The following is a 21,718-nucleotide window of genomic DNA, read 5'->3' as shown; positions in this document are numbered from 1 at the left end:
TCGGAGGGCACCATGCAGTCTATTGTTCTTGCCTCAGCTTCTCCTCGAAGAGCCGAGCTGTTAAGGCAGATCGGTCTGTCGTTTCTGGTTCAGCCGGCGAATATTGACGAAACACCTGCGAGCAACGAATCAGCAGAACATTATGTGGAACGCCTTGCCCGGGAAAAGGCTCTGGCGGGAAGTGCTTTCAAGCCTGGCTGCCTGGTGATTGGTTCGGACACCTCGGTCGTACTGGGTGGCCGAATTCTGGGCAAGCCAGCCACCGCTGGCGATGCGACCGTTATGCTACAGGCGCTTTCGGCAACCACCCATCAGGTCATGACCGGTGTTGCTGTGGTTCACAAGGGGATTTGTGAGTCGCGTCTGGTGGTAGCGGATGTTCGTTTCCGCGAGCTTCTGGCGGCGGAAATCGAGGCCTATGTGGCAACTGGCGAGCCTATGGATAAAGCGGGCGGCTATGGCATTCAAGGGCGGGGTGGTATTTTTGTAGAGGAACTCCGAGGCAGTTACAGCGCTGTAGTGGGACTGCCCCTGCAGGAAACCGCAGCATTACTGGCCGGTGCCGGATACCCGGTATGGGAAACCTGGAGCAGCAGGCAGGAGAGCCGCAATGAGTGAAGAAATACTGATCAATGTGACACCGGTGGAAACCCGGGTGGCGCTCGTGGAGAACGGTATGCTCCAAGAGGCCTACATTGAGCGCACCAGCCGCAAGGGAATCGTGGGCAACATTTATAAGGGCAAGGTGGTTCGTGTATTGCCCGGCATGGAAGCGGCATTTGTGGACATTGGTCTGGAGCGTGCCGCGTTTATTCATGCCTCCGATGTGGTCACCAGTCAGCAGCCGGCCAACGTAGCCCCGGAGACACCGAAAACCGTTCCTGATATCCGCACCCTGCTTCGCGAAGGGCAGTCCCTTGTGGTTCAGGTCACCAAGGACCCTATCGGAACCAAGGGTGCGCGGCTGACCACCCAGCTATCCATCCCATCGCGCTACCTGGTATTCATGCCTGGCGTCCGTCATGTTGGTATTTCCCAGCGAATTGAAGATGAGACTGAGCGTTCGCGGTTAAAGTCACTGGTGGAAGAGGGGGCTGCCGCCGAACCGGACGTTTCTGGTGGCTACATTATTCGCACAGCTGCAGAGGCCGCCGCGGAGGATGACCTGATCGGTGATATGACCTACCTGCACCGCCTGAACCAGGCCATTGAGGAGCGCATTACCCGAAGTCAGGCGCCCTCAGTCGTGTATCAGGACCTTCCCCTGTTTATCCGCACCATCCGCGACCTGATTCGCCCACAGACCGAGAAGGTACGTATTGATAGCCGGGAAAGCCACCAGCGAGTGATGGAGTTTGTTGAGGAGTTTGTAACCGAGTTTTCCGACAAGGTTGAGTATTACCCGGGCGAACGCCCCATTTTTGACCTGTATTCCGTTGAGGATGAAATTCAGAAAGCCCTCAGTCGCAAGGTTCAGCTCAAATCCGGTGGCTACGTGATCATTGATCAGACTGAAGCGATGACCACGATCGATATCAACACGGGCGCTTTTGTGGGGCATCGCAACCTGGAAGAAACCATTTTCAAGACCAACCTCGAGGCGGCCCGTGCTATCAGTCGCCAGCTCAGGTTAAGGAATCTCGGTGGTATTATCATCATCGATTTCATTGATATGGAGGACTCCGAGCACCAGCGCCAGGTCCACCGGATGCTGGAGAAAATGCTGGAGCGGGATCACGCCAAAACCAAGATTACCGGGGTTTCCGAGCTCGGGCTGGTGGAAATGACCCGCAAGCGCACCACCGAAAGTCTTGGTCAGATTTTATGTGAGCCTTGCCCGATCTGTGATGGTCGCGGCTTCCTCAAGACCAGCGAAACGGTCTGTTATGAAGTTTTCCGTGAAATCCTCAGGGTCAATCGTGCCTACGACGCGGAAAGCTACCTGGTGATGGCGGCCCAGAGCGTGGTGGATCGGCTGTTGGATGAAGAGTCCGACAACGTGGCCGACCTTGAGACGTTTATCAGCAAAACCATCCGTTTCCAGGTTGAGCCATTCTACAGTCAGGAGCAGTATGATGTGGTACTGCTTTAACGCCGGCCCGGCAGGCATTGGTTAGGCGTGGCAATTACCCCTGATGGCATCCAGTGTGGCTGATCAAACTCTGAAACATCTATTGCTTCGAATGGCCTCGGGCGCTGCCAGTATGATCTGGTGGCTGTTGCTGGCGGTCGTCGTTCTGCTTGCCCTCTATGCTGGAATAGGGCGCCAGGTTACTCAGAATATCAACGAGTATCGCTCTTCGATTGAGCAACGGTTGTCGTCCGAGCTTGGTCAGTCGGTCAGTATTGGCGCTCTTTCCTCCAGCTGGAACTGGCTGGACCCAACCATTGTCGCCCGCGATATCGTGGTTATCTCCGAAAACGACCGTAGCGATGTTGCCGGTTCATTGAAGAGCGTCCGCATTGGCCTCGATTTTCTTGCCTCGCTCATGCGTCTGCGCATTGTGTTCGCTGATTTCGAAGCCGATGGGCTGGAGCTGACGATTAACCAGACTCCAAGGGGGGCGGTAACTGTCGAAGGTGTTGATATTCCCGATCCAGTGGCAAACGATCTGGAGCTCTGGCTGGATATCGCCGGCGAATGGCTGTCAGACCCTTCCGTCAAGATTACACGCCTGGACCTTGGTATTCGCGACGCCAATGGCACCCTGCGGCATGTAGAGGTGCCCCAGCTGGACCTGATCTACCGGCGTGGACTGTTTCATGCATCAGGTCGTGCCATGCGGCCGGGAACGACAGAACAACTGGCCAGTTTCGGGCTGGTTGGCCGGCACTTCTTCCGTGGCGACTTCACTGGTCAGGTCTATGCTGACATCAACTCCGGCCGGTTATTTGATGGACTCGCGGAGGAATACGTCTGGCGCAGCATACGGGCAGAAGGTTTTGATCTCGGTGGCCAGGTCTGGATGACGTTTCGGGATGGCCGCATCGAGCAGGTCAGCGGCAACCTGGAAACGCCGTATCTGCAGCTCGGTGTCGGTCGTCAATCCCTGGCTCCGCTTGAGGATATCAGGGCGACATTTGGCTGGCGCAGGCACGATTCGTTGGGTGATGATCATGAACCGGAAGCGACGGCTAAACCCTGGTACACCACCGGGGAATTTCACGTAAAGGAATTGGAGTGGGAGTGGAACGGCAATACGGTCTCTCCGTTCAGTCTCCGCTTCAGCCACCGCGATGGGGGCCGGAGATTGATCGCTGATGCGCTTCCACTGCAACCCCTCCGACGATTGGTTGCTGGCATGAACCTGTTGCCTGCCATGGCTGAAAGGGCGTTGGAGAATTATCGCCCCACCGGCCGCCTGGACCGGGTGATGCTCAAACTGCCTTCGGATGATGACCGTGGTTTTGAGCTGACCGCTGCGTTAAATAATGTTGGCGTCACGGCCCATGATGGCGCGCCGGGTGTGTCTGGTCTTGATGGTACCCTGGTGGTCGACCGGGAAGGCGGTTTCGTGAGCGTGAGCAGCGACGAGCTGTCGCTCGGTTTTCCTGAACTGTTCCGGGGGTTCTGGAGCCTCCATAACGTCAGAGCCGGTGTGGCCTGGCGCATTGAGGGAGGGGTAACCCGCGTGTACGCGGATGATATCCGTATGGTTTATGGTGCCAATACCCGGCTGACGGGGGCGTTTGACCTGAGGATGGATCAACGCGGGGAGGACAATTTGGGGCTGAGGGTTGGTGTGCGCGATGGTACGGCCGATATGCTTGCCGACTTCGTGCCAGTAAAGGTTGTCGACCCGGACCTCTATCAATGGCTGACGACGGCAATCACCAAGGCTGATGTTCCCAGCGGTGAGTTTTATGGTCACGGTCAGATTGATCGTGACGCGCCGGAAAATTCTTTCGTATCCTCAATGATTTACCGTTTCGAAGAGGGCAGTATCCGCTATGATGAGCGGTGGCCTGAAGTCACGGATGCCAGTGGCGAAGTCTATATACAGGATGGTCGTACCCGGGTCGACATCAGCTCAGGAACAACGGGTGGGTTGGAGCTGGAACCCAGCGAGGTGAGGGTTGTCCCGGAGGGTGAGGACGTTCAGTTATATGTCGACGCGTCAGCCCCGGTTCCCGGATCGGCGTTGGCCTTCTGGATGGACAACAGCCCCCTGGGTGAATTGGCGGGAGAAGCAGGGCGGAGCATCACCCTGGATGGCGATTTCCACCTGGATCTCGGGCTTGGTTTACCTCTGGTATCCGACGTGCCACCTAACGTCAACGCTAGCGTCAGAGCAGATTCCGGTACCCTGACCTACCCTGAAGCCGATCTGCAGTGGACCCAGGTCAATGGGGAACTGGGGTTCAGCAGCGATGAGGGGTTTTCCGATAACCCCCTGAAAGCCCGTTTTATGGGGGCTCCGGTCACGGTCCTGATGCGGCGGAGTGAGAACGGTCAATCGCTCAATATCCGTCAATATGGGCGCCTCGCCATTCGCCAGCTCCTGGATCAAACCGAATTGCCTGACGGAATGGATTTGGGGCTCAGTGGCGATATTGGCTACCAGGCAACACTGGATGTTTCGCCGGACAAGGCTTCCGCCGTCACGTTGTACTCGGACCTTGTCGGGCTTTCGGTCGACTGGCCTGCCCCGCTGGCGAAGAACATAGATGATGAAGCGCCCCTGCGGGTAACCGTCACGCCCCGGCAAGAGTCCGGCGTCGATCTGTCAGTCGACTGGCAGGATCGTGCCAACCTGAATATGACCTGGCAGGCGGGGATAGTAGACATTGCCCTGAGTAAATTGTTTCTGGGCGACCGCGAACTGACCAATATGATGGTGTCCGCACGGCAGAGTGATAGTGAGTGGTTGGTCACAACCGATTCGGAATGGGCCTCTGGGCGTGTCATCTGGCCCCGGGATGATCGACCGGTCAGTGTTGATCTCGAACGCCTGACGCTCTACAGGAGCGATAGTGAGGCGGACGATGGGCAGGAACCGGAGCGGCAGGAACAGGCGTTTCGTGATTTGGACATCGGCAACTGGCCGGATGTGGATGTCCGTATTGCTGCTCTCAACATGGATGGGGAAAACGCAGGTAGTTGGTCGTTCCGGTTAAGGCCAGATGATTCAAGGCTGCGGGTACAGGACATTGTCGGTACTCTCAAATCCCTGACCCTGACGGGAGAGCTGGCCTGGAGCATTGTCACCGGCCGTGAAATCACCCGTTTCACCGGCGATATCAACGGTAAGTCGCTGGCGGACCTGGGTGCTTTGGTTGGTGCTGAAATTCCCTTCCGCAGCAAGAAGACGGCAGTTAAGCTTGATATTGACTGGCCAGGCCGCCCTGAGCAGTTCGACGTTGCTGGCCTTAGTGGCTCGGTCAGTGTGCGTTTTGACGACGGTGTTATTCTCGAGGGTAACAATACGGCTCAGCTGTTCCGGGTCTTCAACCTTCTTAACGCCGATACGCTCTGGCGCCGCCTGAAGCTCGATTTTTCCGATCTTTACGAAGCTGGCGTCGCTTTCGATGCGATCTCCGGCAAGGCCAGTATGATCAACGGCCTACTGACGTTGGATCCAGAGTTGCAGGTGGTGGGGCCTTCCGGTGCCTTCAAGCTGACAGGCACCTCCAATATGATTGAGGAAACCCTCGACATGAGGATGGTGGTGGTGTTGCCTCTGACTCAAAACCTGCCATTGGCCGCCTTGTTGATGGGGGCTGGCGCTCCGATTGGCGGTGCGTTGTTTGTACTCGACAAAGTGTTGGGTGATCCATTGAGCAAACTCACCAGTGCAACTTATAGTGTAAGTGGAAGTTGGGACGAACCAGACGTTCGACTGAGGCGGGTATTCGATACCGGTAATTGATGATTTTGGCAGGAGGGCCGTGATGTCAACGCAAAGAGACAACCCCGTCAAGTGGCAGGCAAGTCGGGTCGCGGCGGTACAGATGGTCAGTACCCATGACATCGCCGCCAACCTCAACGAGGCAGCAAGGCTGCTGAAGGAGGCGGCTGACGCAGGCGCCAGCATTGCGGTACTGCCCGAGAACTTTGCGGTACTGGCCACAAAACAGATGATCGGCTGCGGTCGACGGGAAGCGGAACCGGATAATGTGATTCGACAATTCCTGGCGCAGCAAGCGGCCGAACTTGGTATCTGGGTGGTGGGCGGCTCGTTGCCCATTGCCACCAGACCGGACGGTTCCACCGTGGCCGACCGGGTTCGCGCCTGCTGTTATGTCTACGACGATCGTGGCGGTGAGGTTGCCCGCTACGACAAGATCCATCTTTTTGACGCCACCGTGGAAGACGCCCAGGGGCAGTATCGCGAGTCAGACACCTTCGAGCCGGGTAATGACGTGGTGGTGATTGATACGCCAGCAGGACGACTCGGCATGGCCATCTGTTACGACCTACGCTTCCCTGAACTGTTCCGGAAGCTCAGGGAGCATGGTGCCGAGTGGGTGTCCCTGCCCAGTGCCTTTACCTGGCATACCGGTGATGCGCACTGGCATGCGCTGATACGTGCCCGTGCCATTGAGAATCAGGTCTGGATGGTGGCCGCGGCCCAGGGTGGTCAGAACAGTGAGCGCCGGCGCACTTATGGGCATAGTGCAATCGTGGACCCCTGGGGGAGAGTACTGTCCGAACTCGACGAGGGGCCGGGTGTCGTCATTGGCGAGCTTGATCGCGAAACGCTCAAGGACATCCGCACGCGGATGCCCGTCTGGGAACACCGGAGGCTTTAGTTTCCGGTGGCTTCCGCGTCGTCGATACATTCCCTGAGGTAGCGAAACAGCTTTCGTGGCTGACCGGTATTCTTTTCTTTCTGCACGTCCCGACGAGCGTTACGTGCGAGGTTCCTCAGATGCTGGATATCGGCTGTTGTGCAGTAGTTCAGGAATTCGCCGACGGCTGAGTCGCCTTCCTCAATCATCCGATCGCGCCAGCGTTCCGCAAGGTGATGTCGGCGAGTGTGCTCTTCGCTTCCGGCATCGAATGCATCAATGGCTCGAGTCAACCCATCCGGGTCGTCTTCCTGGCGGATAATCTTGCCGATGTACTGCAGGTGGCGGCGACGAGCTTCATTCTGTCGAATGCGACGTGATTCCTCAATGGCCGCCCGCAGGGTATCGCTGATGGGAAGGGTATTGAGCTGGTCGGTACTCAGATCCAGCATACGCCTGCCAAGATCCTGCAACTGATGCATGTCGCGCTTGAGTTGGGATTTGCTCGGGCCGAGGTATTCCGGGGCGTCGTCTTGAGAGTCGTTCATTTTGAGTCCGTGTTGTCGGATGCAGGTTATCCGTAGAATATCGTCGCCAGACCAAGGAAGGCCATAAAGCCGACCACATCCGTGACAGTTGTCAGTATAACGCTACCGGCCAGGGCCGGATCAATGTTGCGGGACTTCAGGAACAGAGGCAGCACGGTGCCCACGAGAGCCGCGGCGATCAGATTGATAATCAGCGCGGCGGCGATAACGGCGCCAATCATGATATCCCTGAACCAGAGGGTTGCCGCCGAGGCAACCACCACAGCCCAGAGTAACCCGTTCAGGGCCCCCGCAATAAATTCACGGTTTAAAAGCCAGCCGACGTTGGCGCCGCTGATCTGTCCCACGGCCATGCCACGGATCACCAGGGTCAGGGTCTGGCTGCCGGCGATGCCGCCCATGGACGCCACGATGGGCATCAGTACCGCCAGAGCCACGACTTTCTCGATGGTCGCCTCAAACAGCCCGATCACGGCCGAGGCTGTAAAGGCAGTGAGCAGGTTGATGCCCAGCCACACCGCCCGGCGCCGGGTGGTCTTCAGAATGGGAGCAAAGGTGTCTTCGTCTTCATCAAGGCCGGCCATACTCATCAGGGAGTGGTCTGCGTCCTCGCGAATAACGTCGACCACGTCATCGATGGTGATCCGGCCCAGAAGTCGGCCTTCCTCACTGACCACGGGTGCTGAGATCAGGTCGTAACGTTCGAACAGGGTTGCCACCTTGGTGTCGGACAGCGTAACCGGTATCGGCTCGATGTCTGTGTCCATTACCTCTCGCACGGTCGCCGCCGGGTTGGATACAAGCATCTTGGTGATGGGCAACATGCCGATGAACTCGTCGCGTCGGCTTACCACGATAAGGCTATCCGTCATCGGGGGCAGATTGCGATGACGACGCAGGTAGCGCAGAACCACGTCGATACTGATGTCCGGGCGCACCGTAATGGTGTCCGTGTTCATCAGGCCGCCGGCGGTGTCCTCCGGGTAGGAGAGTACTTCTTCGACGCGTTGACGATCCTGCTCGTCCATGGTGTCCAGGACTTCCTGGATCACCGTGTCTGGCAACTGTTGCAGCAAGTCGGCCAGATCGTCCGACTCGAAATCCTCGATGATATCGGCGAGTTCCTGAGCGTTCAGCTGGCTCAGGAAGTAACCTCGGATATCATCGTTCAGATACTGGAGGACTTCGCCTTCAAGCTGCTTGTCGACCAGGTTCCAGAGTAGGGCACGCTGGCGGGGTGGCGATGATTCGAGCAGGTGGGCGATGTCACTGGGGCTCAGGCCGCCATTCAGGATGCGGGCAACCTGTTTCAGGGCGCCACTGTCCAGCGCTTCGCTCAGGGAGCGAAGGCGTTGGCGCGCTTGGCTTTTCTCCAGAATATCGGTCATGGATCACCCACAGTCAGAAAACCCTCGTATTATAGCGGAGTTAGGTAACATAGGTGAGGAAGAGTTGTAGGTGAATGCCGTAGACGGGCGAGGATTCCCGGTGCGGGCGATTATTCGCCTTCCCCGAAGTAATCGTTGATCAGTGTGACCAGCGCGTCGACAGCTTCGGATTCATCCGGCCCGTCTACAATCAGCTCCACTTCTGTCCCTTGGCTGGCGGCCAGCATCATCACGGGCATAATGCTTTTTGCGTCTACCTGTCGACCTTTCCGGCTGATTTGAATGCTACTTTCGAATTCGGAGGCCTTGGCGACCAGCTTGGCTGCCGCCCGGGCATGGAGCCCAAGTTTGTTGATAATGGTAATGGGGCGGCGGATCATAGGCGCTTCAGCTTTCCCTGCTTTGCAGGTGGGGCAGTTCGGTGTGGCGAACCTGCACGTTGCTGTATTTGCCCGAGAAATAGCGGCCGAGCTGATCGCAGATATAAACCGAGCGATGCTGGCCACCGGTGCAGCCGATGGATATGGTCATGTAGCTGCGGTTGCTGTCGGCAAACGATGGCAGCCAGTTTTCCAGGAACTGGGTCAGATCGTCGACCATCTTACGGCTCAACGGCTCCTTTTCGAGAAAATCGATGACCGGCTGGTCGGTCCCCACGAACTGCCGAAGGCTGGTGTCCCAGTATGGATTGGGCAGGCAGCGCACATCGAACACATAGTCCGAATCCAGTGGCACGCCATGCTTGAACCCGAACGACTGGAATAGCAGCGCCAGTTCCTGATGGCGCCTGCCAGCGACCCGTTGCTTCACCATATCCCGGAGCTCGTACATGGACAGCCCGGTGGTATCGATGTAAAGGTCCGCCAGCTTGGAAAGGGGCTCCAGAAGCTTCTTCTCGTTACCGATGGCCTCCCGCAAGGAGGTTTTGTCATCACTCAGCGGGTGTTTCCGGCGCGTGGCATGGAAGCGTTGCAACAGGGATTGTTCATCGGCGTCCAGATAAATGATTTCTATGGTGACGCCGGTATCCTGAAGGCTGCGGTAGATATTCTCGAAGTTGCTCAGTTCTCCGGAAAGGTTGCGGGCGTCGATGCTGACAGCCATCTTTCCCAGCCGGCCGGGAGAATTCTGGTTGGTGGCTTCCTGTGTGAGAGGGAACAGCAGGCCAATGGGCAGGTTGTCGATGCAGTAATAGCCCAGGTCTTCGAGAACGTGTAACGCGGTACTTTTCCCGGAACCTGATCGGCCGCTGACGATGATCAGTTTCATAGCCCGTTCACCTTGGATATGGAGTTATTCAGCTTGTCTCGGCTGTCATCCGGCGATAAAGAGAGGCTGCATCGGTGCACTGACGCAGTTGGTCGCAGAATGCGCGCTCGTTGAACTTTTCAGCAAGCTGGCTCAAAAGCTCAAGATGCTCGCTGGTGGCTTCCTTGGGGACGATCAGGGTAAAGACGAGGTCCACCGGCTGATTGTCGATGGCATCGAACGCAACGCCTTCTTCCAGGGTCAGCAAAGCGCCGACCACGTGATCCAGCCCTTCCAGGCGACAGTGGGGGATCGCAATGCCTTGTCCGATACCTGTGCTTCCAAGCCGCTCGCGAGCGACCAGGTTGTTGAATATCTCGGTGTCGCTGAGCAAAGAGTCGTGCTGTTGGATCTGCTCGGCAATGGTTTCCATAACCCGCTTTTTGCTGGACGTAGGCACCCGGCAAAGGGTCAGCTCCGGCGCGAGAATGTTCTCGATAGTCAGGGATGTGTCGGTCATGAATCGACTGCAGTTCCGTAAAAAAAGGCTGCGGCACGTGTTGCCTGGTAAGCCAGTGCCGCAGCTCGATTAACTGTCATGCAGGGGGAGTCGTCCTAGCGGGCGCCGTTCCCATGCATCCGGTCTACGTTCTTTTCTTTGTGCTTCAGGATCTGCCTGTCCAGCTTGTCTACCAATGCGTCAATGGCAGCGTACATATCGCTGTTTTCGGCCTTTGCGTGAATCTCACCACCTATCACGTGAAGCGTAGCTTCCGCCATCTGGCGCACTTTTTCCACCTCAAGGGTAACCTGGCAATTGCTGATATGGTCGAAGTGCCGCTCAAGCTTTTCAAATTTGCCTGATACGTAATCTTTCAGTGCGGGAGTCAGTTCTACGTGATGGCCTGAAATATTGAGTTGCATAGGCTTCTCCTGTTTTCAGCTTGCCGGCACCCGTCAGGATGCCAGCTGTGTGCCACAGCGTTATGCTGCAGGCGGTATACTTTCAGGAAAGGGCTCTCCCCGTGAGGCCGGGAACAGACGCTTCCTACACCAATCGTTTTCGCTCGTTGGACGGAGGAATGTGCATTGCCTCGCGATACTTGGCCACGGTTCGTCTAGCCACCTTGATACCCTGGTCTCCTAGCATGGCTGCAATTTTGCTATCGCTCAATGGCTTTTTCGGAGTTTCCGTCGCAATCAGTTTCTTGATCATCGCGCGGATTGCCGTGGATGAGCACTCTCCACCCTCGTCGGTACTAACATGGCTTGAGAAAAAATACTTAAGTTCAAATATGCCCCGCGGTGTGTGCATGTACTTCTGGGTGGTGACCCTTGAAATGGTCGACTCGTGCATTTCCACCGCCTGGGCAATATCAGAGAGAATCAATGGTTTCATGGCTTCCTCGCCATGATCCAGGAATCCCTGCTGGTGCTCGACAATGCGCGTGGCCACCTTGAGTAGGGTTTCGTTGCGGCTTTGCAGGCTCTTGATGAACCACTTTGCTTCCTGCAACTGGTCTCGCAGGTAAGTGTTGTCGGCACTGCTGTCCGCACGCTTTATAAGAGAAGCATAGCTTGCATTCACACGAATGCGCGGTGCAATTTCAGGATTCAGTTCCACGCGCCAGCGCTCATTGTGTTTGCGCACGATCACATCAGGTATGACGTAGTCTGGCTCGCCCTGGTCCAGCGTGTCGCCAGGGCGCGGGTTCAGCCCGGTAATAAGCGCCAGCACGTCCCGTAGCTGTTCTTCTTTCAGGCGACTGCGGCGCAACAGTTGGGCGTAATCGCGATTGCCCAGCAGGTTTATATAGTGGGTGATCACCAGTCGCGCCTGGGCCAGCCAAGGCGTTTCCGGGGGCAGTTGGTTTAGCTGGATCAGCAGGCATTCCTGCAGATTACGGGCGAATACGCCAGGTGGGTCGAAGTGCTGAAGACGGTGAAGAACGGCTTCCACTTCGTCCAGTTCCAACGGGTCTTCATCGGCTTCGTCCACCATACCTGAATGAATTTCCTCAAGCGGAGAGGTCAGGTAGCCGTGGTTATCAACCGCATCCATCAGGGCGTGGGCGATGGCCTGATCCCGCTCGCTCATGGGCGTCAGATTCAGTTGCCATTCCAGGTGGTCCTGAAGTGTCTCTGTGGGGGAGTTGCGGGTCTCGAAGTCGTGGTCGTTTTCGTCGTCGTTACGGGCCGCTGAAGCGGGCGCTGACTGGTAAATGTCATCCCAGGCGGTGTCGACGGGAAGGTCGTCGGGAATGGTGTCGGGGCTGTCCGTTTCGGATGACCAGTCAGGCCCGTTCTCGGATTCGTCCCACTCCGTTGCGGTGTCGGAGGTGGTGTTGGATTCCTCGGCCGACGCAGTTTCAGAGGATTCGTTGTCACTGTCCGTTGATTCCGGATTCTGGTTGTCGTCGTCTTCCGAGGTTTCCAGCATTGGGTTGGATTCCAATGCTTGCTGGATTTCCTGCTGGAGATCCAGGGTGGAGAGCTGCAGAAGCCTGATAGCCTGTTGCAGCTGGGGCGTCATGGTCAGGCTTTGGCCCAGCTTTAACTGTAATGAGGCTTTCATAACCATGGTTCAGGATCCGTCACTCGGTCTCTCTCTTCCGTCACTCAGGCTCTCTCTTTGCGTCACTCGGGCGCTCTCTGGAGCCGGGGTTGCACAAAAACTCTTTGTATGCTGGCTACTTGCCGCGCCAAGCAAGTTCTTTGCCGAGTGTACTACAGGCGAAACTCGTTGCCCAGATACACTTCTTTGACCTGCTGGTTGGCCAGTATATCGTCCGAGTTGCCAGAGGCAATGATGTGGCCGCCACTGACAATGTAGGCATTCTCGCAGATATCGAGGGTTTCCCGCACATTGTGGTCGGTGATCAGTACGCCGATGCCCTTGTCCCGCAGGTGCCGGATGATCTGCTTGATGTCGCTCACTGAGATGGGGTCGACCCCGGCGAAAGGTTCGTCCAGCAAGATGAACGCCGGCTCCATCGCCAACGCGCGGGCGATTTCCACCCGCCGACGCTCCCCCCCTGAAAGGGCCATGCCAACGCTATCGCGGATGTGGGTGATGTGAAACTCTTCAAGCAGTTCCTCTAACTTGGCCTCTCGGTCCGCTCGCTTGAGTTCGCGGCGGGTTTCCAGGATAGCCAGTATGTTGTCGCGCACGGTGAGCTTGCGGAACACGGAGGCTTCCTGGGGCAGGTAGCCGATTCCTTTTCGGGCTCGGCCATGCATGGGTAGTGGCGTTATGTCCTGATTGTCGATGGTGATGCGACCATTGTCGGCGGGGACCAGGCCAACAATCATGTAGAAGCACGTTGTTTTGCCCGCGCCATTGGGGCCAAGCAGACCGACGATCTCGCCACTGCGAATTTCCAGGGAAACGTCGATGACGACCTTCTTCTGCTTGTAGCTTTTTGCGAGGTTACTGGCCCTGAGAACTGCCATCGGTATCCTGTCCGTTAGGGTTATCTGAATTGCTGCCGGAGTTGCCGCGCGGCTGGATGACCATTTCGACGCGACCGCTGCCATCGCCCTGGTCAGCGGCGCCTTCCGCAGTTACCACGCGCTCGGCGCTGTCGTAATGAATCACGTCACCGCGGAACAGGTTGCCGCCCTGTTCAATCACGGCTTCGCGCTTAAAGGTGACCCGGTTGTCGGAGGCGGACCAGGTGATGGTCAGGGCGCGAGCGTCGGTTTCACCCTGGCCTTCCATGGCAGGCTGGCGATAGCGTGCCGGGGTACCGGTGGCTTCAATGCGACTGACGCCGTTTTCATCCCGGTGAAGTACAACCTTGTCCGCCATAAGGTTGGCATCGCCCTGGCTCATTTCAACGGAACCGGTATAGGTTGCAATGCCCTGACCTTCGTCGAGCCGTGCGTTATCGGCGTTGACCGTGATGGGTTGGTCGGACTCCAGGTCAAAGGCGGCAGCGAATGGCATGCCAACGGTCAGCGTTAGTACCAGAGCAATCGCTGAGATCACCGGGCGCGACACAACCGATTGGTGTCCTTTGGGGTGAGGATGGGGCATGAATTTACTTGCCGGGCTCATAGCGTCCTTCCACTTGAGAGTCGAGTTCGAGGATTCGGTCATCAATCCAGGCCTTCATGCCGGTTGCGCGGGTCAGGCTGAACGAGTCGGTCAGTTCCACCGGGGCATCTGTATAAACTGTACGCTCAGCGTTATCCAGTGTCAGTGTCGACGTAGTTAACGTCAGTGAGCGCCCACCTTGGGCTTGCTGGGACACATGAACATCCCCCGTCAAGTGGACCAGGTCGTCAGCTTCCATGAATTGGCCTTTGTTGGCCTGGACTTGCCAGGGTGCGTTGCCAGGTTCGCCGTAGAGCGTTGCATTCGGTGACTCCATAATGGTTTGGTTGCGGGCCTCGAATTGCTCAATGCGCGGGCTTTCGAAATGTGCGGTAAGCCGCCCGGTCTCATCGAAGGAGAGGTAGCGACCATTAACCACGAAACCGTCTGGTTCCGATTCTCCTCTCAGCGCGGCGGCATCCACCGGCTCTGATGGCTCGTCACTTTGCCAGAGCAGGAAAAACAGTGCCACTATCGTGACAGCCAGCCCCAGGCTTCGTGCCCAGGGCCGTGCATAGAGGGCTTCAGCGGCCATTCAGTCCTGCTCCAGGTAGGGTTGCAGGCTGGCATTGAGCTGCCCGCAGGCACAGAGCAGTAGTTCACACGCTTCACGAACCGCACCGCTGCCCCCCGCTGCCGACGTGCAAAAATCCGCGTGCTGTCGCACCAGCCAGTACCCGTTCGGTACCGTTATGCCCAGTCCGGCGTAACGGATTGCGGGCAGGTCCGGTAGGTCGTCGCCCATGTAGGCAATCTGGTGTGGTGCGATCTCCAGCCGTCCTGCCAGTTCCCGCAAGGCTACTTTCTTGTCCTCGCGGCCTTGCATTAGATGCGAGATGCCGAGGTCATTCATGCGTTTTTCCGTCAGTGACGAACGTCGTCCGGTAATAACAGCAACGTTGATGCCAGCGGCCATAACCTGTTTGATGCCCAGGCCGTCGAGAATGTTGAATCCTTTCATCTCGTCGCCCGAAGCGCTGAACAGCAGGGTGCCGTCGGTCATGATGCCGTCCACATCCAGGGCCAGGAGCCGAATGCCAGCGGCTTTCTCGATCAGGTCCGCCGGCCATTGAGGGCGCAGGGTGTCGGCCATCAGATCACTCCAGCCCGCAATAGGTCGTGCATGTTGATAGCGCCAGTCAGTTTGCCGTCGCGATTGATGACGGGCAGGGCATTGATTTTCAGCTCTTCCATCATGTTCAGTGCCTCGGCGGCCAGTTGGTCATCGTGGATCACGCGCCCATTGCGGGTCATGACCTCGGCAATGGGCGTGTTGTGAATGTCCACGGAACGGTCCAGGGTGCGGCGAAGGTCACCGTCTGTAAACACGCCGACCAGATCGCCCCCGGCGCTGATGACCGTCGTCATACCCAGGCCCTTGCGGGAAATCTCCAGCAGCGCGCCGCTGAGGGTGGTGCCTTCCTGTACGCGGGGGATCCGGTCCCCGGTGTGCATAATATCGGTGACACGCAGTAGCAACCTGCGGCCCAGGCTGCCACCGGGGTGTGAGAGCGCAAAGTCTTCGGTGCTGAAACCACGGGCTTCAAGCAGTGCCACGGCGAGGGCATCGCCCATCACCAGAGTGGCCGTGGTGCTGGAGGTGGGGGCCAGTCCAAGGGGGCAGGCCTCCTGGGCAACGCTGATATCCAGGTTGGCAACGGCCTCCCGGGCCAGAATGGAGTTTTCATTGCCAGTCATGCTGATCAGCGGGGCCCCCATGCGCTTGATTAACGGTAAAATAGTCAACACTTCGCTGGTGTTGCCGCTGTTGGAAATACTCAGGACCACGTCTTGGCTGGTGATCATGCCCAGGTCGCCGTGGCTGGCCTCGCCCGGGTGTACGAAGAACGATGGCGTTCCGGTGCTGGCGAGGGTGGCGGCGATCTTGTTTCCGATATGGCCGGATTTGCCCATGCCGGTCACGACAACGCGGCCCTTGCACGCCATGATTACTTCGCAGGCGCGGACGAAACGGTCATCAATCCGGTCGGTCAGGGCGTGGATGGCCTCGCGCTCGATCTCGATGGCTCGCAGGGCGGATTCTCTGAAGGTCTGGCTGGTTTCGGTGTTCATCTGGCTTCCGGGTTCGAAATGTTGATGCTTTCGTTGTGGCAAAAGTATATCACTTCAATGGCTTTGGCTGCCCTTCATGACAAGACGTTCAGCAAAACTGATCATTGACATCAGTTCATTTTATGACGGATGGATTGAGGTTCACGGCAGGTTGACATAATGTAGCGCACTCATTAAAGGCTGGGAATGCGGGTTCACCGACACTCAGGCGGTTTTGGAAGCAGGTATGGACACAGCCCCCTACATTGAATTGAGAGACGTGGTTTTCACTCGCGGAAATCGCCGTATCTTTGATGGCGTCAACCTGGATATTCCCCGCGGCAAGATTACCGCCATCATGGGGCCAAGTGGCACTGGCAAGACCACGCTGTTGCGGCTGATCGGCGGCCAGTTGAAACCGGATTCCGGTCGTATATCCGTAGCGGGGGAAAACGTTCCTCAGCTCAAACGCAAGGCGCTTTACCGTTTGCGGGAAAGGATGGGGATGCTATTCCAAAGTGGGGCGTTGTTCACAGATCTCAGTGTCTTTGAAAACGTGGCTTTCCCGCTCAGGGTCCATACCACTTTGCCGGAAGACATGATTCGGGACATTGTCCTTATGAAACTCGAAGCTGTAGGGCTTCGCGGAGCCCGGGATCTGATGCCGGCAGAACTGTCTGGCGGTATGACCCGGCGCGTGGCCCTGGCTCGCAGCATTGCGCTGGACCCGGAGCTGATCATGTACGATGAGCCCTTTACCGGCCAGGACCCGATTGCCATGGGTGTTCTTGTCAAGCTTATCCGGGATCTCAACAGTTCCATGGGCCTGACCAGCGTTCTGGTGTCCCATGATGTCCCTGAGTCCCTGAGTATCTGCCACTACGCCTGTATCGTCGCGGATGGTCGTATCATAGGCGAGGGCACGCCCGAGGAGTTAAGGGCGCACCCATCTGAGCAGGTGCAACAGTTCCTGCGTGGTCATCCGGATGGTCCGGTGCCGTTTCACTATCCGGCTGCTGATGCTGCTCAGGACTGGAGTATGGCCGGGAGAGGAAATTGATGGACAGGCTGGCGACTTTCGGCCGATTGGGGTTGAACGTGATTGCATCGCTCGGCCGCTCCGGGCGTTTTCTTGCCGGAGCCCTGTGGGGCGTTCCGCGACCCTCGGTGGGTTTTCCGTTGTTGCTGAAGCAGCTCTACTCGGTTGGCGTTCTGTCCCTGGCCATTATTGTGGTCTCGGGCCTGTTTATCGGGATGGTTCTGGGGTTGCAGGGGTATACGATCCTCAGTGACTACGGGTCTGAGGCTGCGATTGGACAGATGATTGCCCTGACGTTGGTGCGGGAGTTGGGTCCAGTGGTGACCGCACTGCTGTTTGCCGGCCGTGCGGGTTCCGCATTGACGGCGGAAATCGGGTTGATGAAAACCACCGAGCAGCTCTCCAGCATGGAAATGATGGGCGTTGATCCACTGCGCCGGGTGATTGCTCCCCGGTTGTGGGCGGGCTTTATCTCGGTGCCTGTGCTGGCTGCGGTATTCTCAGTGGTTGGCATCTGGGGCGGTATGCTTGTTGGCGTGGAGTGGCTGGGCGTGTTTGAAGGGTCGTTCTGGGGCAATATGCAGTCTTCCGTTAGCTTCACCACCGACGTTCTGAACGGTGTCATCAAGAGCCTTGTGTTCGGGTTTGTCTGCACCTGGATTGCGGTTTATCAGGGTTATGACTGTGTGCCCACCTCCGCGGGTATCAGTGCGGCAACCACGAAAACCGTAGTGTATTCGTCGCTGGCCGTGCTCGGGCTGGATTTTGTGCTTACCGCCGTTATGTTTGGTGACTTCTGATCGCGGTATACTGAAAACGTCAGGAAACAGGGGGCCAGTAATGGCACAGAGAACAATAGAAGTGATTGTGGGGTTGTTCATGATCGCGGGCATTGCCGCCATAATGTTTCTGGCGTTGCAGGTCAGCGGGTTAACACCGAAGGCGCCGGAAAGCTCGTACACACTGTACGCCAATTTCAACGACTCTGGCGGGCTGACGCCCCGGGCAAAAGTATCCATGGCCGGTGTCACCGTTGGCAAGATCCGAGAGATTAACCTGAATAGGGAGACCTACCAAGCCCGGGTGGTTATTGATGTGAACGCCAGCGTGGACAATATTCCGGCGGACAGCTCAGCAGTAATACGTACATCCGGGCTGCTTGGCGAACAGTACATTGATATCTCGGTGGGTGGTGACATGAAGTCCCTGAGGGACGGGGATACCTTCTACTCCACACAATCCGCCATGAATCTTGAGCGGCTCATATCCAATTTTGCCTCTGGGCAGTCACAATGAAAGTAAAGTGATTCACGGGAGAAAACCATGGTTCTGATCAGACATAGCCTGACGATAATTGCGTTGCTGATGGTAGTGCTGGCGGTGCCGGCCCATGCCGGACCGGAGGAGGATCTCCGTGAGTATGTTGATAAGAATACCCAGCGTCTGGTCGACAAGCTCCATCAGGAAAAGGGGTTGTACGAGAAGGATCCGCAGGCGTTTTATCGGAGTATGGACCAGGAACTGAAAAACTTCGTCGATTTCCGTCGCATAGCCGCCCGGGTCATGGGCCGCTATGCACGGCAGGCGTCACCGGAACAGCGCGACGATTTCGTTGAGAAGTTCAAGCGCAGCCTTTTCGACAGTTACGCTCAGGCCCTGGTTAGTGCTGACGACTTTACCATCAATGTAAAGGAAGCCACGATCAATCCGAATGACGACGGCCGGGCGTCTGTGCGCATGGAAGTGATCAGTGCTTCGGGCAATCGCTACCCCGTGACATACTCCATGTACGAAGCGAAAGAAGGACGCTGGATGATGGAAAACGTGATCGTCGAAGGTGTGAACATCGGGCTGGCTTTCCGTGATCGTTTCAGCCAGGAGATGGAGAAGAGTGGCGGCAAGGTCCAGGCTGTTATCAACGACTGGGGTGATGCGGTGGAGTCCCTGAACCTGGAAGGTGAAGTCGACAAGTCATGAATGCGAGACGGCCTGTGGTGACTCTTGACGGCGACACGCTCTCGGTGAGCGGTGCGATTGACCCGCTCACCGTGGTCTCCGTCCGGCAGGAGGGGGAGAAGTGGATACGGGCAAGCAAGGCAGACCTACAGGTGGACCTGTCCGCCATGGGCACCGCGCACAGCGTGGTGCTGTCTCTTTTGCTGTGTTGGCACCGCCTTGCCGTCGATCGCAGTCAGGCTCTCCGGTTTACCGGCGTTGGTGAGCGACTGAACTCTTTGGCGGCCCTGAGTGGCCTTGATCGCCATTTGCCGGGTTTTTCCTCTCAGTCCTCTTCTGAAAACCTGCACCAAAGCTGACCCGAATGCCATAATTGGTTACAATCTCGCCCCTGATTTAAAAACGCCCGAGGATTTACTATGGAAGCCACCGAAGTTGCCGAGTTGGTTAAAGAGGCGCTGCCCGGCTGTGAGGTCGAAGTGCAGGTCGATGGCAATCACTATCTTGTTGTTGTAGTGGGCGATGTATTCGAGGGTCTGCCAACCATTAAGCGGCAGCAACTGATCAATAAAGCGCTGTTCCAGCATATTCTGGATGGCACCATTCATGCCCTGCACCCCAAGGCCTTTACACCGGCTGAATGGGCCGCGCGCCAGGGCTGACATGCCCGCAAACTACAGGACACCATTGTGGACAAACTTCTGATCAGAGGCCGCAAGCCTCTCGATGGCGAAATCCGGATTTCCGGCGCCAAGAACGCCGCGCTACCGATTCTGGCTGCCACCCTGTTGGCGGATGAGCCGGTGACCGTGGGCAACCTACCGCACCTGAACGACATCACCACGATGATCGAGTTGCTGGGCCGTATGGGCGTGGAACTCATGATCGACGAGAAAATGAGCGTCGAGGTGCACGCCAACACGATCAAGCAGTTCCATGCGCCCTACGAGCTGGTGAAAACCATGCGGGCCTCGATCCTGGTGTTAGGGCCGTTGGTCGCGCACTTTGGTGAGGCGGAAGTGTCCCTCCCGGGTGGTTGTGCCATTGGTAGCCGGCCGGTGAACCTGCACATTCAAGGCCTGGAACAGATGGGTGCCGACATCAAGGTCGAGAATGGTTATATCAAGGCTAAGACCAATGGTCGCTTGAAAGGTGCTCACATCTTCCTGGATACCGTGACTGTCACCGGTACGGAAAACCTGATGATGGCCGCTGCGTTAGCTGATGGTAAAACCATCCTGGAAAACGCCGCCCGGGAGCCAGAAGTGGTGGATCTCGCTGAGTGCCTGATCGCCATGGGCGCCGACATTAAAGGCCATGGCTCTGCAACCGTGGAAATCAACGGCGTCGAACGCCTGCACGGCTGTCACTACGATGTGCTGCCAGACCGCGTCGAAACCGGCACTTACCTGGTTGCTGCCGCAGCTACCCGCGGCCGGGTCAAGCTCAAGGATACCCGCGAGGATCTGCTGGAAGCGGTTCTGTTAAAGCTGGAAGAGGCCGGCGCCCACATCGAGACAGGCAAGGACTGGATTTCCCTGGATATGAAGGGCAACCAACCGAAAGCGGTTAGCCTGCGCACAGCGCCTTACCCGGCGTTTCCAACCGATATGCAGGCTCAGTTTGCGGCGATGAACGCTGTCGCAGAAGGCACTGGAACCATTGTGGAAACGGTTTTCGAAAACCGGTTCATGCACCTGCAGGAACTGATCCGCATGGGTGCGGACATTACCCTTGAAGGCAACGCGGCCATCATCAAGGGCGTGGATCACCTCACCGGCGCCCCGGTGATGGCAACGGATCTGCGGGCGTCCGCGAGCCTGGTCATTGCCGGGCTGGTGGCGGATGGCGACACCATCGTTGATCGCATCTACCACATCGACCGTGGCTACGAGTGTATCGAAGAAAAATTGCAGCTGCTGGGCGCCAGTATCCGTCGCTTGCCAGCCTGAACACATTGAACCGGAAAGACGCATGACCGATTCCATCACCATTGCGCTGTCGAAGGGGCGAATCCTCGACGAGACCCTGCCGCTGTTAAAAGAAGCGGGTATCGAGCTGGTCGACGATGTTAAAAAGTCCCGGAAACTGGTGTTTCCCACCACGGACCCGAATGTTCGGGTTTTGATTCTTCGAGCCACCGACGTGCCCACCTATGTGCAATACGGTGGGGCGGATCTGGGAGTAACCGGTAAGGATGTGCTGATGGAGCACGGCGGTGAAGGGCTGTACGAACCGTTGGACCTGAACATTTCCCGGTGTCGGTTGATGACGGCCGGCAAGAAAGACAGCAAAGCGCCTGAAGGCCGTTTGCGTGTGGCGACCAAGTTCGTAAATTTGGCTCGGCGCTATTACGCGGCTCAGGGGCGGCAGGCTGATATCATCAAGCTCTACGGTGCGATGGAACTTGCTCCGATTCTTGGGCTCGCCGACGAGATCGTCGATATCGTTGATACCGGCAATACCCTGAAAGCGAATGGCCTTGAGGCTCGCGAGCTGATTGAAAACATCAGTTCTCGCCTTGTGGTTAACCGTGCCTCAATGAAGATGAAACACCAGGGCATTAATCCCATAATTGAGATGATGTCTGCTGCTGTTGAGAAGCGGCGGGCCTCTTCGGAGTAAGAACGGCTCAGGAAGGGCTTTCCAAAACACG

General features: G+C 57.2%; 24 protein-coding genes. 12 read left to right on the top strand and 12 right to left on the bottom strand.

Features of this window, described 5'->3' with window-relative positions:
- Nucleotides 1-12 precede the first annotated feature (12 nt).
- Genes AC0B60_RS07335 through AC0B60_RS07320 form a run of 4 tightly spaced genes read left to right on the top strand, consistent with a single transcriptional unit; the run spans nt 13 to nt 6,753 of the window.
- Entirely contained in the window at nt 13-618 is a 606-nt protein-coding gene (locus AC0B60_RS07335; RefSeq protein ID WP_465085096.1) for a Maf family protein, read from the top strand.
- A complete protein-coding gene (rng, locus tag AC0B60_RS07330) occupies nt 611-2,092 on the top strand; it encodes a ribonuclease G (protein WP_465085095.1) in 1,482 nt (493 codons plus the stop codon). Before AC0B60_RS07335 ends, rng begins: the two co-directional genes overlap by 8 nt.
- Nucleotides 2,093-2,147: 55 nt before the next feature.
- Nucleotides 2,148-5,870 (top strand): YhdP family phospholipid transporter, encoded by a 3,723-nt coding sequence (locus AC0B60_RS07325; protein WP_465085094.1) that lies wholly within the window; start codon nt 2,148-2,150, stop codon nt 5,868-5,870.
- A gap of 22 nt (nt 5,871-5,892) precedes the next feature.
- Nucleotides 5,893-6,753: a carbon-nitrogen hydrolase family protein gene (locus tag AC0B60_RS07320; protein WP_465085093.1), complete on the top strand. Its 861-nt coding sequence runs from the start codon at nt 5,893-5,895 to the stop codon at nt 6,751-6,753.
- On the opposite strand, the gene yjgA is transcribed toward AC0B60_RS07320, so the two are convergent.
- The 12 genes from yjgA to AC0B60_RS07260 form a co-directional block, all read right to left on the bottom strand.
- Nucleotides 6,750-7,280, bottom strand: coding sequence for a ribosome biogenesis factor YjgA (gene yjgA, locus AC0B60_RS07315; RefSeq protein ID WP_465085092.1), 531 nt, complete (start codon nt 7,278-7,280; stop codon nt 6,750-6,752). The genes AC0B60_RS07320 and yjgA overlap by 4 nt on opposite strands.
- A 26-nt stretch (nt 7,281-7,306) precedes the next feature.
- A complete protein-coding gene (gene mgtE / locus AC0B60_RS07310) occupies nt 7,307-8,668 on the bottom strand; it encodes a magnesium transporter (RefSeq protein WP_465085091.1) in 1,362 nt (453 codons plus the stop codon).
- 110 nt (nt 8,669-8,778) lie between these two features.
- Nucleotides 8,779-9,048: an HPr family phosphocarrier protein gene (locus AC0B60_RS07305; protein WP_465085090.1), complete on the bottom strand. Its 270-nt coding sequence runs from the start codon at nt 9,046-9,048 to the stop codon at nt 8,779-8,781.
- Nucleotides 9,049-9,055: 7 nt separating this feature from the next.
- A complete protein-coding gene (rapZ, locus tag AC0B60_RS07300; RefSeq protein WP_465085089.1) occupies nt 9,056-9,937 on the bottom strand; it encodes an RNase adapter RapZ in 882 nt (293 codons plus the stop codon).
- 28 nt (nt 9,938-9,965) lie between these two features.
- Nucleotides 9,966-10,436 (bottom strand): PTS IIA-like nitrogen regulatory protein PtsN, encoded by a 471-nt coding sequence (ptsN, locus tag AC0B60_RS07295; protein ID WP_465085088.1) that lies wholly within the window; start codon nt 10,434-10,436, stop codon nt 9,966-9,968.
- Between the two features lie 95 nt (nt 10,437-10,531).
- Complete coding sequence (gene hpf, locus AC0B60_RS07290; protein ID WP_007155319.1) at nt 10,532-10,840, bottom strand: ribosome hibernation promoting factor; 309 nt, start codon at nt 10,838-10,840, stop codon at nt 10,532-10,534.
- Between the two features lie 124 nt (nt 10,841-10,964).
- A complete protein-coding gene (locus AC0B60_RS07285; protein WP_465085087.1) occupies nt 10,965-12,491 on the bottom strand; it encodes an RNA polymerase factor sigma-54 in 1,527 nt (508 codons plus the stop codon).
- A 152-nt stretch (nt 12,492-12,643) separates the two neighbouring features.
- Nucleotides 12,644-13,369 (bottom strand): LPS export ABC transporter ATP-binding protein, encoded by a 726-nt coding sequence (gene lptB / locus AC0B60_RS07280; RefSeq protein ID WP_075196507.1) that lies wholly within the window; start codon nt 13,367-13,369, stop codon nt 12,644-12,646.
- The gene (lptA, locus tag AC0B60_RS07275) at nt 13,347-13,955 is read right to left on the bottom strand and encodes a lipopolysaccharide transport periplasmic protein LptA (protein WP_465085177.1); all 609 of its coding nucleotides are present in this window, start codon (nt 13,953-13,955) and stop codon (nt 13,347-13,349) included. Before lptA ends, lptB begins: the two co-directional genes overlap by 23 nt.
- A gap of 4 nt (nt 13,956-13,959) precedes the next feature.
- A complete protein-coding gene (lptC, locus tag AC0B60_RS07270; RefSeq protein WP_465085086.1) occupies nt 13,960-14,550 on the bottom strand; it encodes an LPS export ABC transporter periplasmic protein LptC in 591 nt (196 codons plus the stop codon).
- Nucleotides 14,551-15,108 (bottom strand): KdsC family phosphatase, encoded by a 558-nt coding sequence (locus AC0B60_RS07265; protein WP_465085085.1) that lies wholly within the window; start codon nt 15,106-15,108, stop codon nt 14,551-14,553.
- Nucleotides 15,108-16,088: a KpsF/GutQ family sugar-phosphate isomerase gene (locus tag AC0B60_RS07260; RefSeq protein WP_465085084.1), complete on the bottom strand. Its 981-nt coding sequence runs from the start codon at nt 16,086-16,088 to the stop codon at nt 15,108-15,110. Before AC0B60_RS07260 ends, AC0B60_RS07265 begins: the two co-directional genes overlap by 1 nt.
- Nucleotides 16,089-16,314: 226 nt before the next feature.
- Here AC0B60_RS07260 and AC0B60_RS07255 point away from each other — a divergent pair, with 226 nt between their 5' ends.
- From AC0B60_RS07255 to hisG, 8 genes are read left to right on the top strand one after another with little or no spacing between them, the layout of a single operon-like run.
- Nucleotides 16,315-17,127 (top strand): ATP-binding cassette domain-containing protein, encoded by an 813-nt coding sequence (locus tag AC0B60_RS07255; protein WP_465085083.1) that lies wholly within the window; start codon nt 16,315-16,317, stop codon nt 17,125-17,127.
- On the top strand, nt 17,127-17,906 hold the full coding sequence (gene mlaE, locus AC0B60_RS07250) for a lipid asymmetry maintenance ABC transporter permease subunit MlaE (protein WP_465085082.1): 780 nt from the start codon (nt 17,127-17,129) through the stop codon (nt 17,904-17,906). Before AC0B60_RS07255 ends, mlaE begins: the two co-directional genes overlap by 1 nt.
- Before the next feature lie 40 nt (nt 17,907-17,946).
- Nucleotides 17,947-18,402, top strand: coding sequence for an outer membrane lipid asymmetry maintenance protein MlaD (mlaD, locus tag AC0B60_RS07245; protein ID WP_465085081.1), 456 nt, complete (start codon nt 17,947-17,949; stop codon nt 18,400-18,402).
- Between the two features lie 27 nt (nt 18,403-18,429).
- Entirely contained in the window at nt 18,430-19,083 is a 654-nt protein-coding gene (locus AC0B60_RS07240; RefSeq protein WP_465085080.1) for an MlaC/ttg2D family ABC transporter substrate-binding protein, read from the top strand.
- Nucleotides 19,080-19,421 (top strand): STAS domain-containing protein, encoded by a 342-nt coding sequence (locus AC0B60_RS07235; protein WP_465085079.1) that lies wholly within the window; start codon nt 19,080-19,082, stop codon nt 19,419-19,421. The genes AC0B60_RS07240 and AC0B60_RS07235 overlap by 4 nt, the downstream gene beginning before the upstream one ends.
- 60 nt (nt 19,422-19,481) lie before the next feature.
- On the top strand, nt 19,482-19,724 hold the full coding sequence (locus tag AC0B60_RS07230) for a BolA family protein (protein WP_036209886.1): 243 nt from the start codon (nt 19,482-19,484) through the stop codon (nt 19,722-19,724).
- Between the two features lie 27 nt (nt 19,725-19,751).
- Nucleotides 19,752-21,014: a UDP-N-acetylglucosamine 1-carboxyvinyltransferase gene (gene murA / locus AC0B60_RS07225; protein ID WP_465085078.1), complete on the top strand. Its 1,263-nt coding sequence runs from the start codon at nt 19,752-19,754 to the stop codon at nt 21,012-21,014.
- Nucleotides 21,015-21,036: 22 nt separating this feature from the next.
- Nucleotides 21,037-21,687, top strand: a complete 651-nt coding sequence (hisG, locus tag AC0B60_RS07220) for an ATP phosphoribosyltransferase (RefSeq protein WP_465085077.1) — start codon at nt 21,037-21,039, stop codon at nt 21,685-21,687.
- The last annotated feature ends 31 nt before the right edge of the window (nt 21,688-21,718 follow it).

The organism is Marinobacter sp. V34 (genome assembly GCF_055524115.1).
Note: the sequence above shows the minus strand (reverse complement) of the source record. Positions and strands in the feature narration are given on the sequence as shown.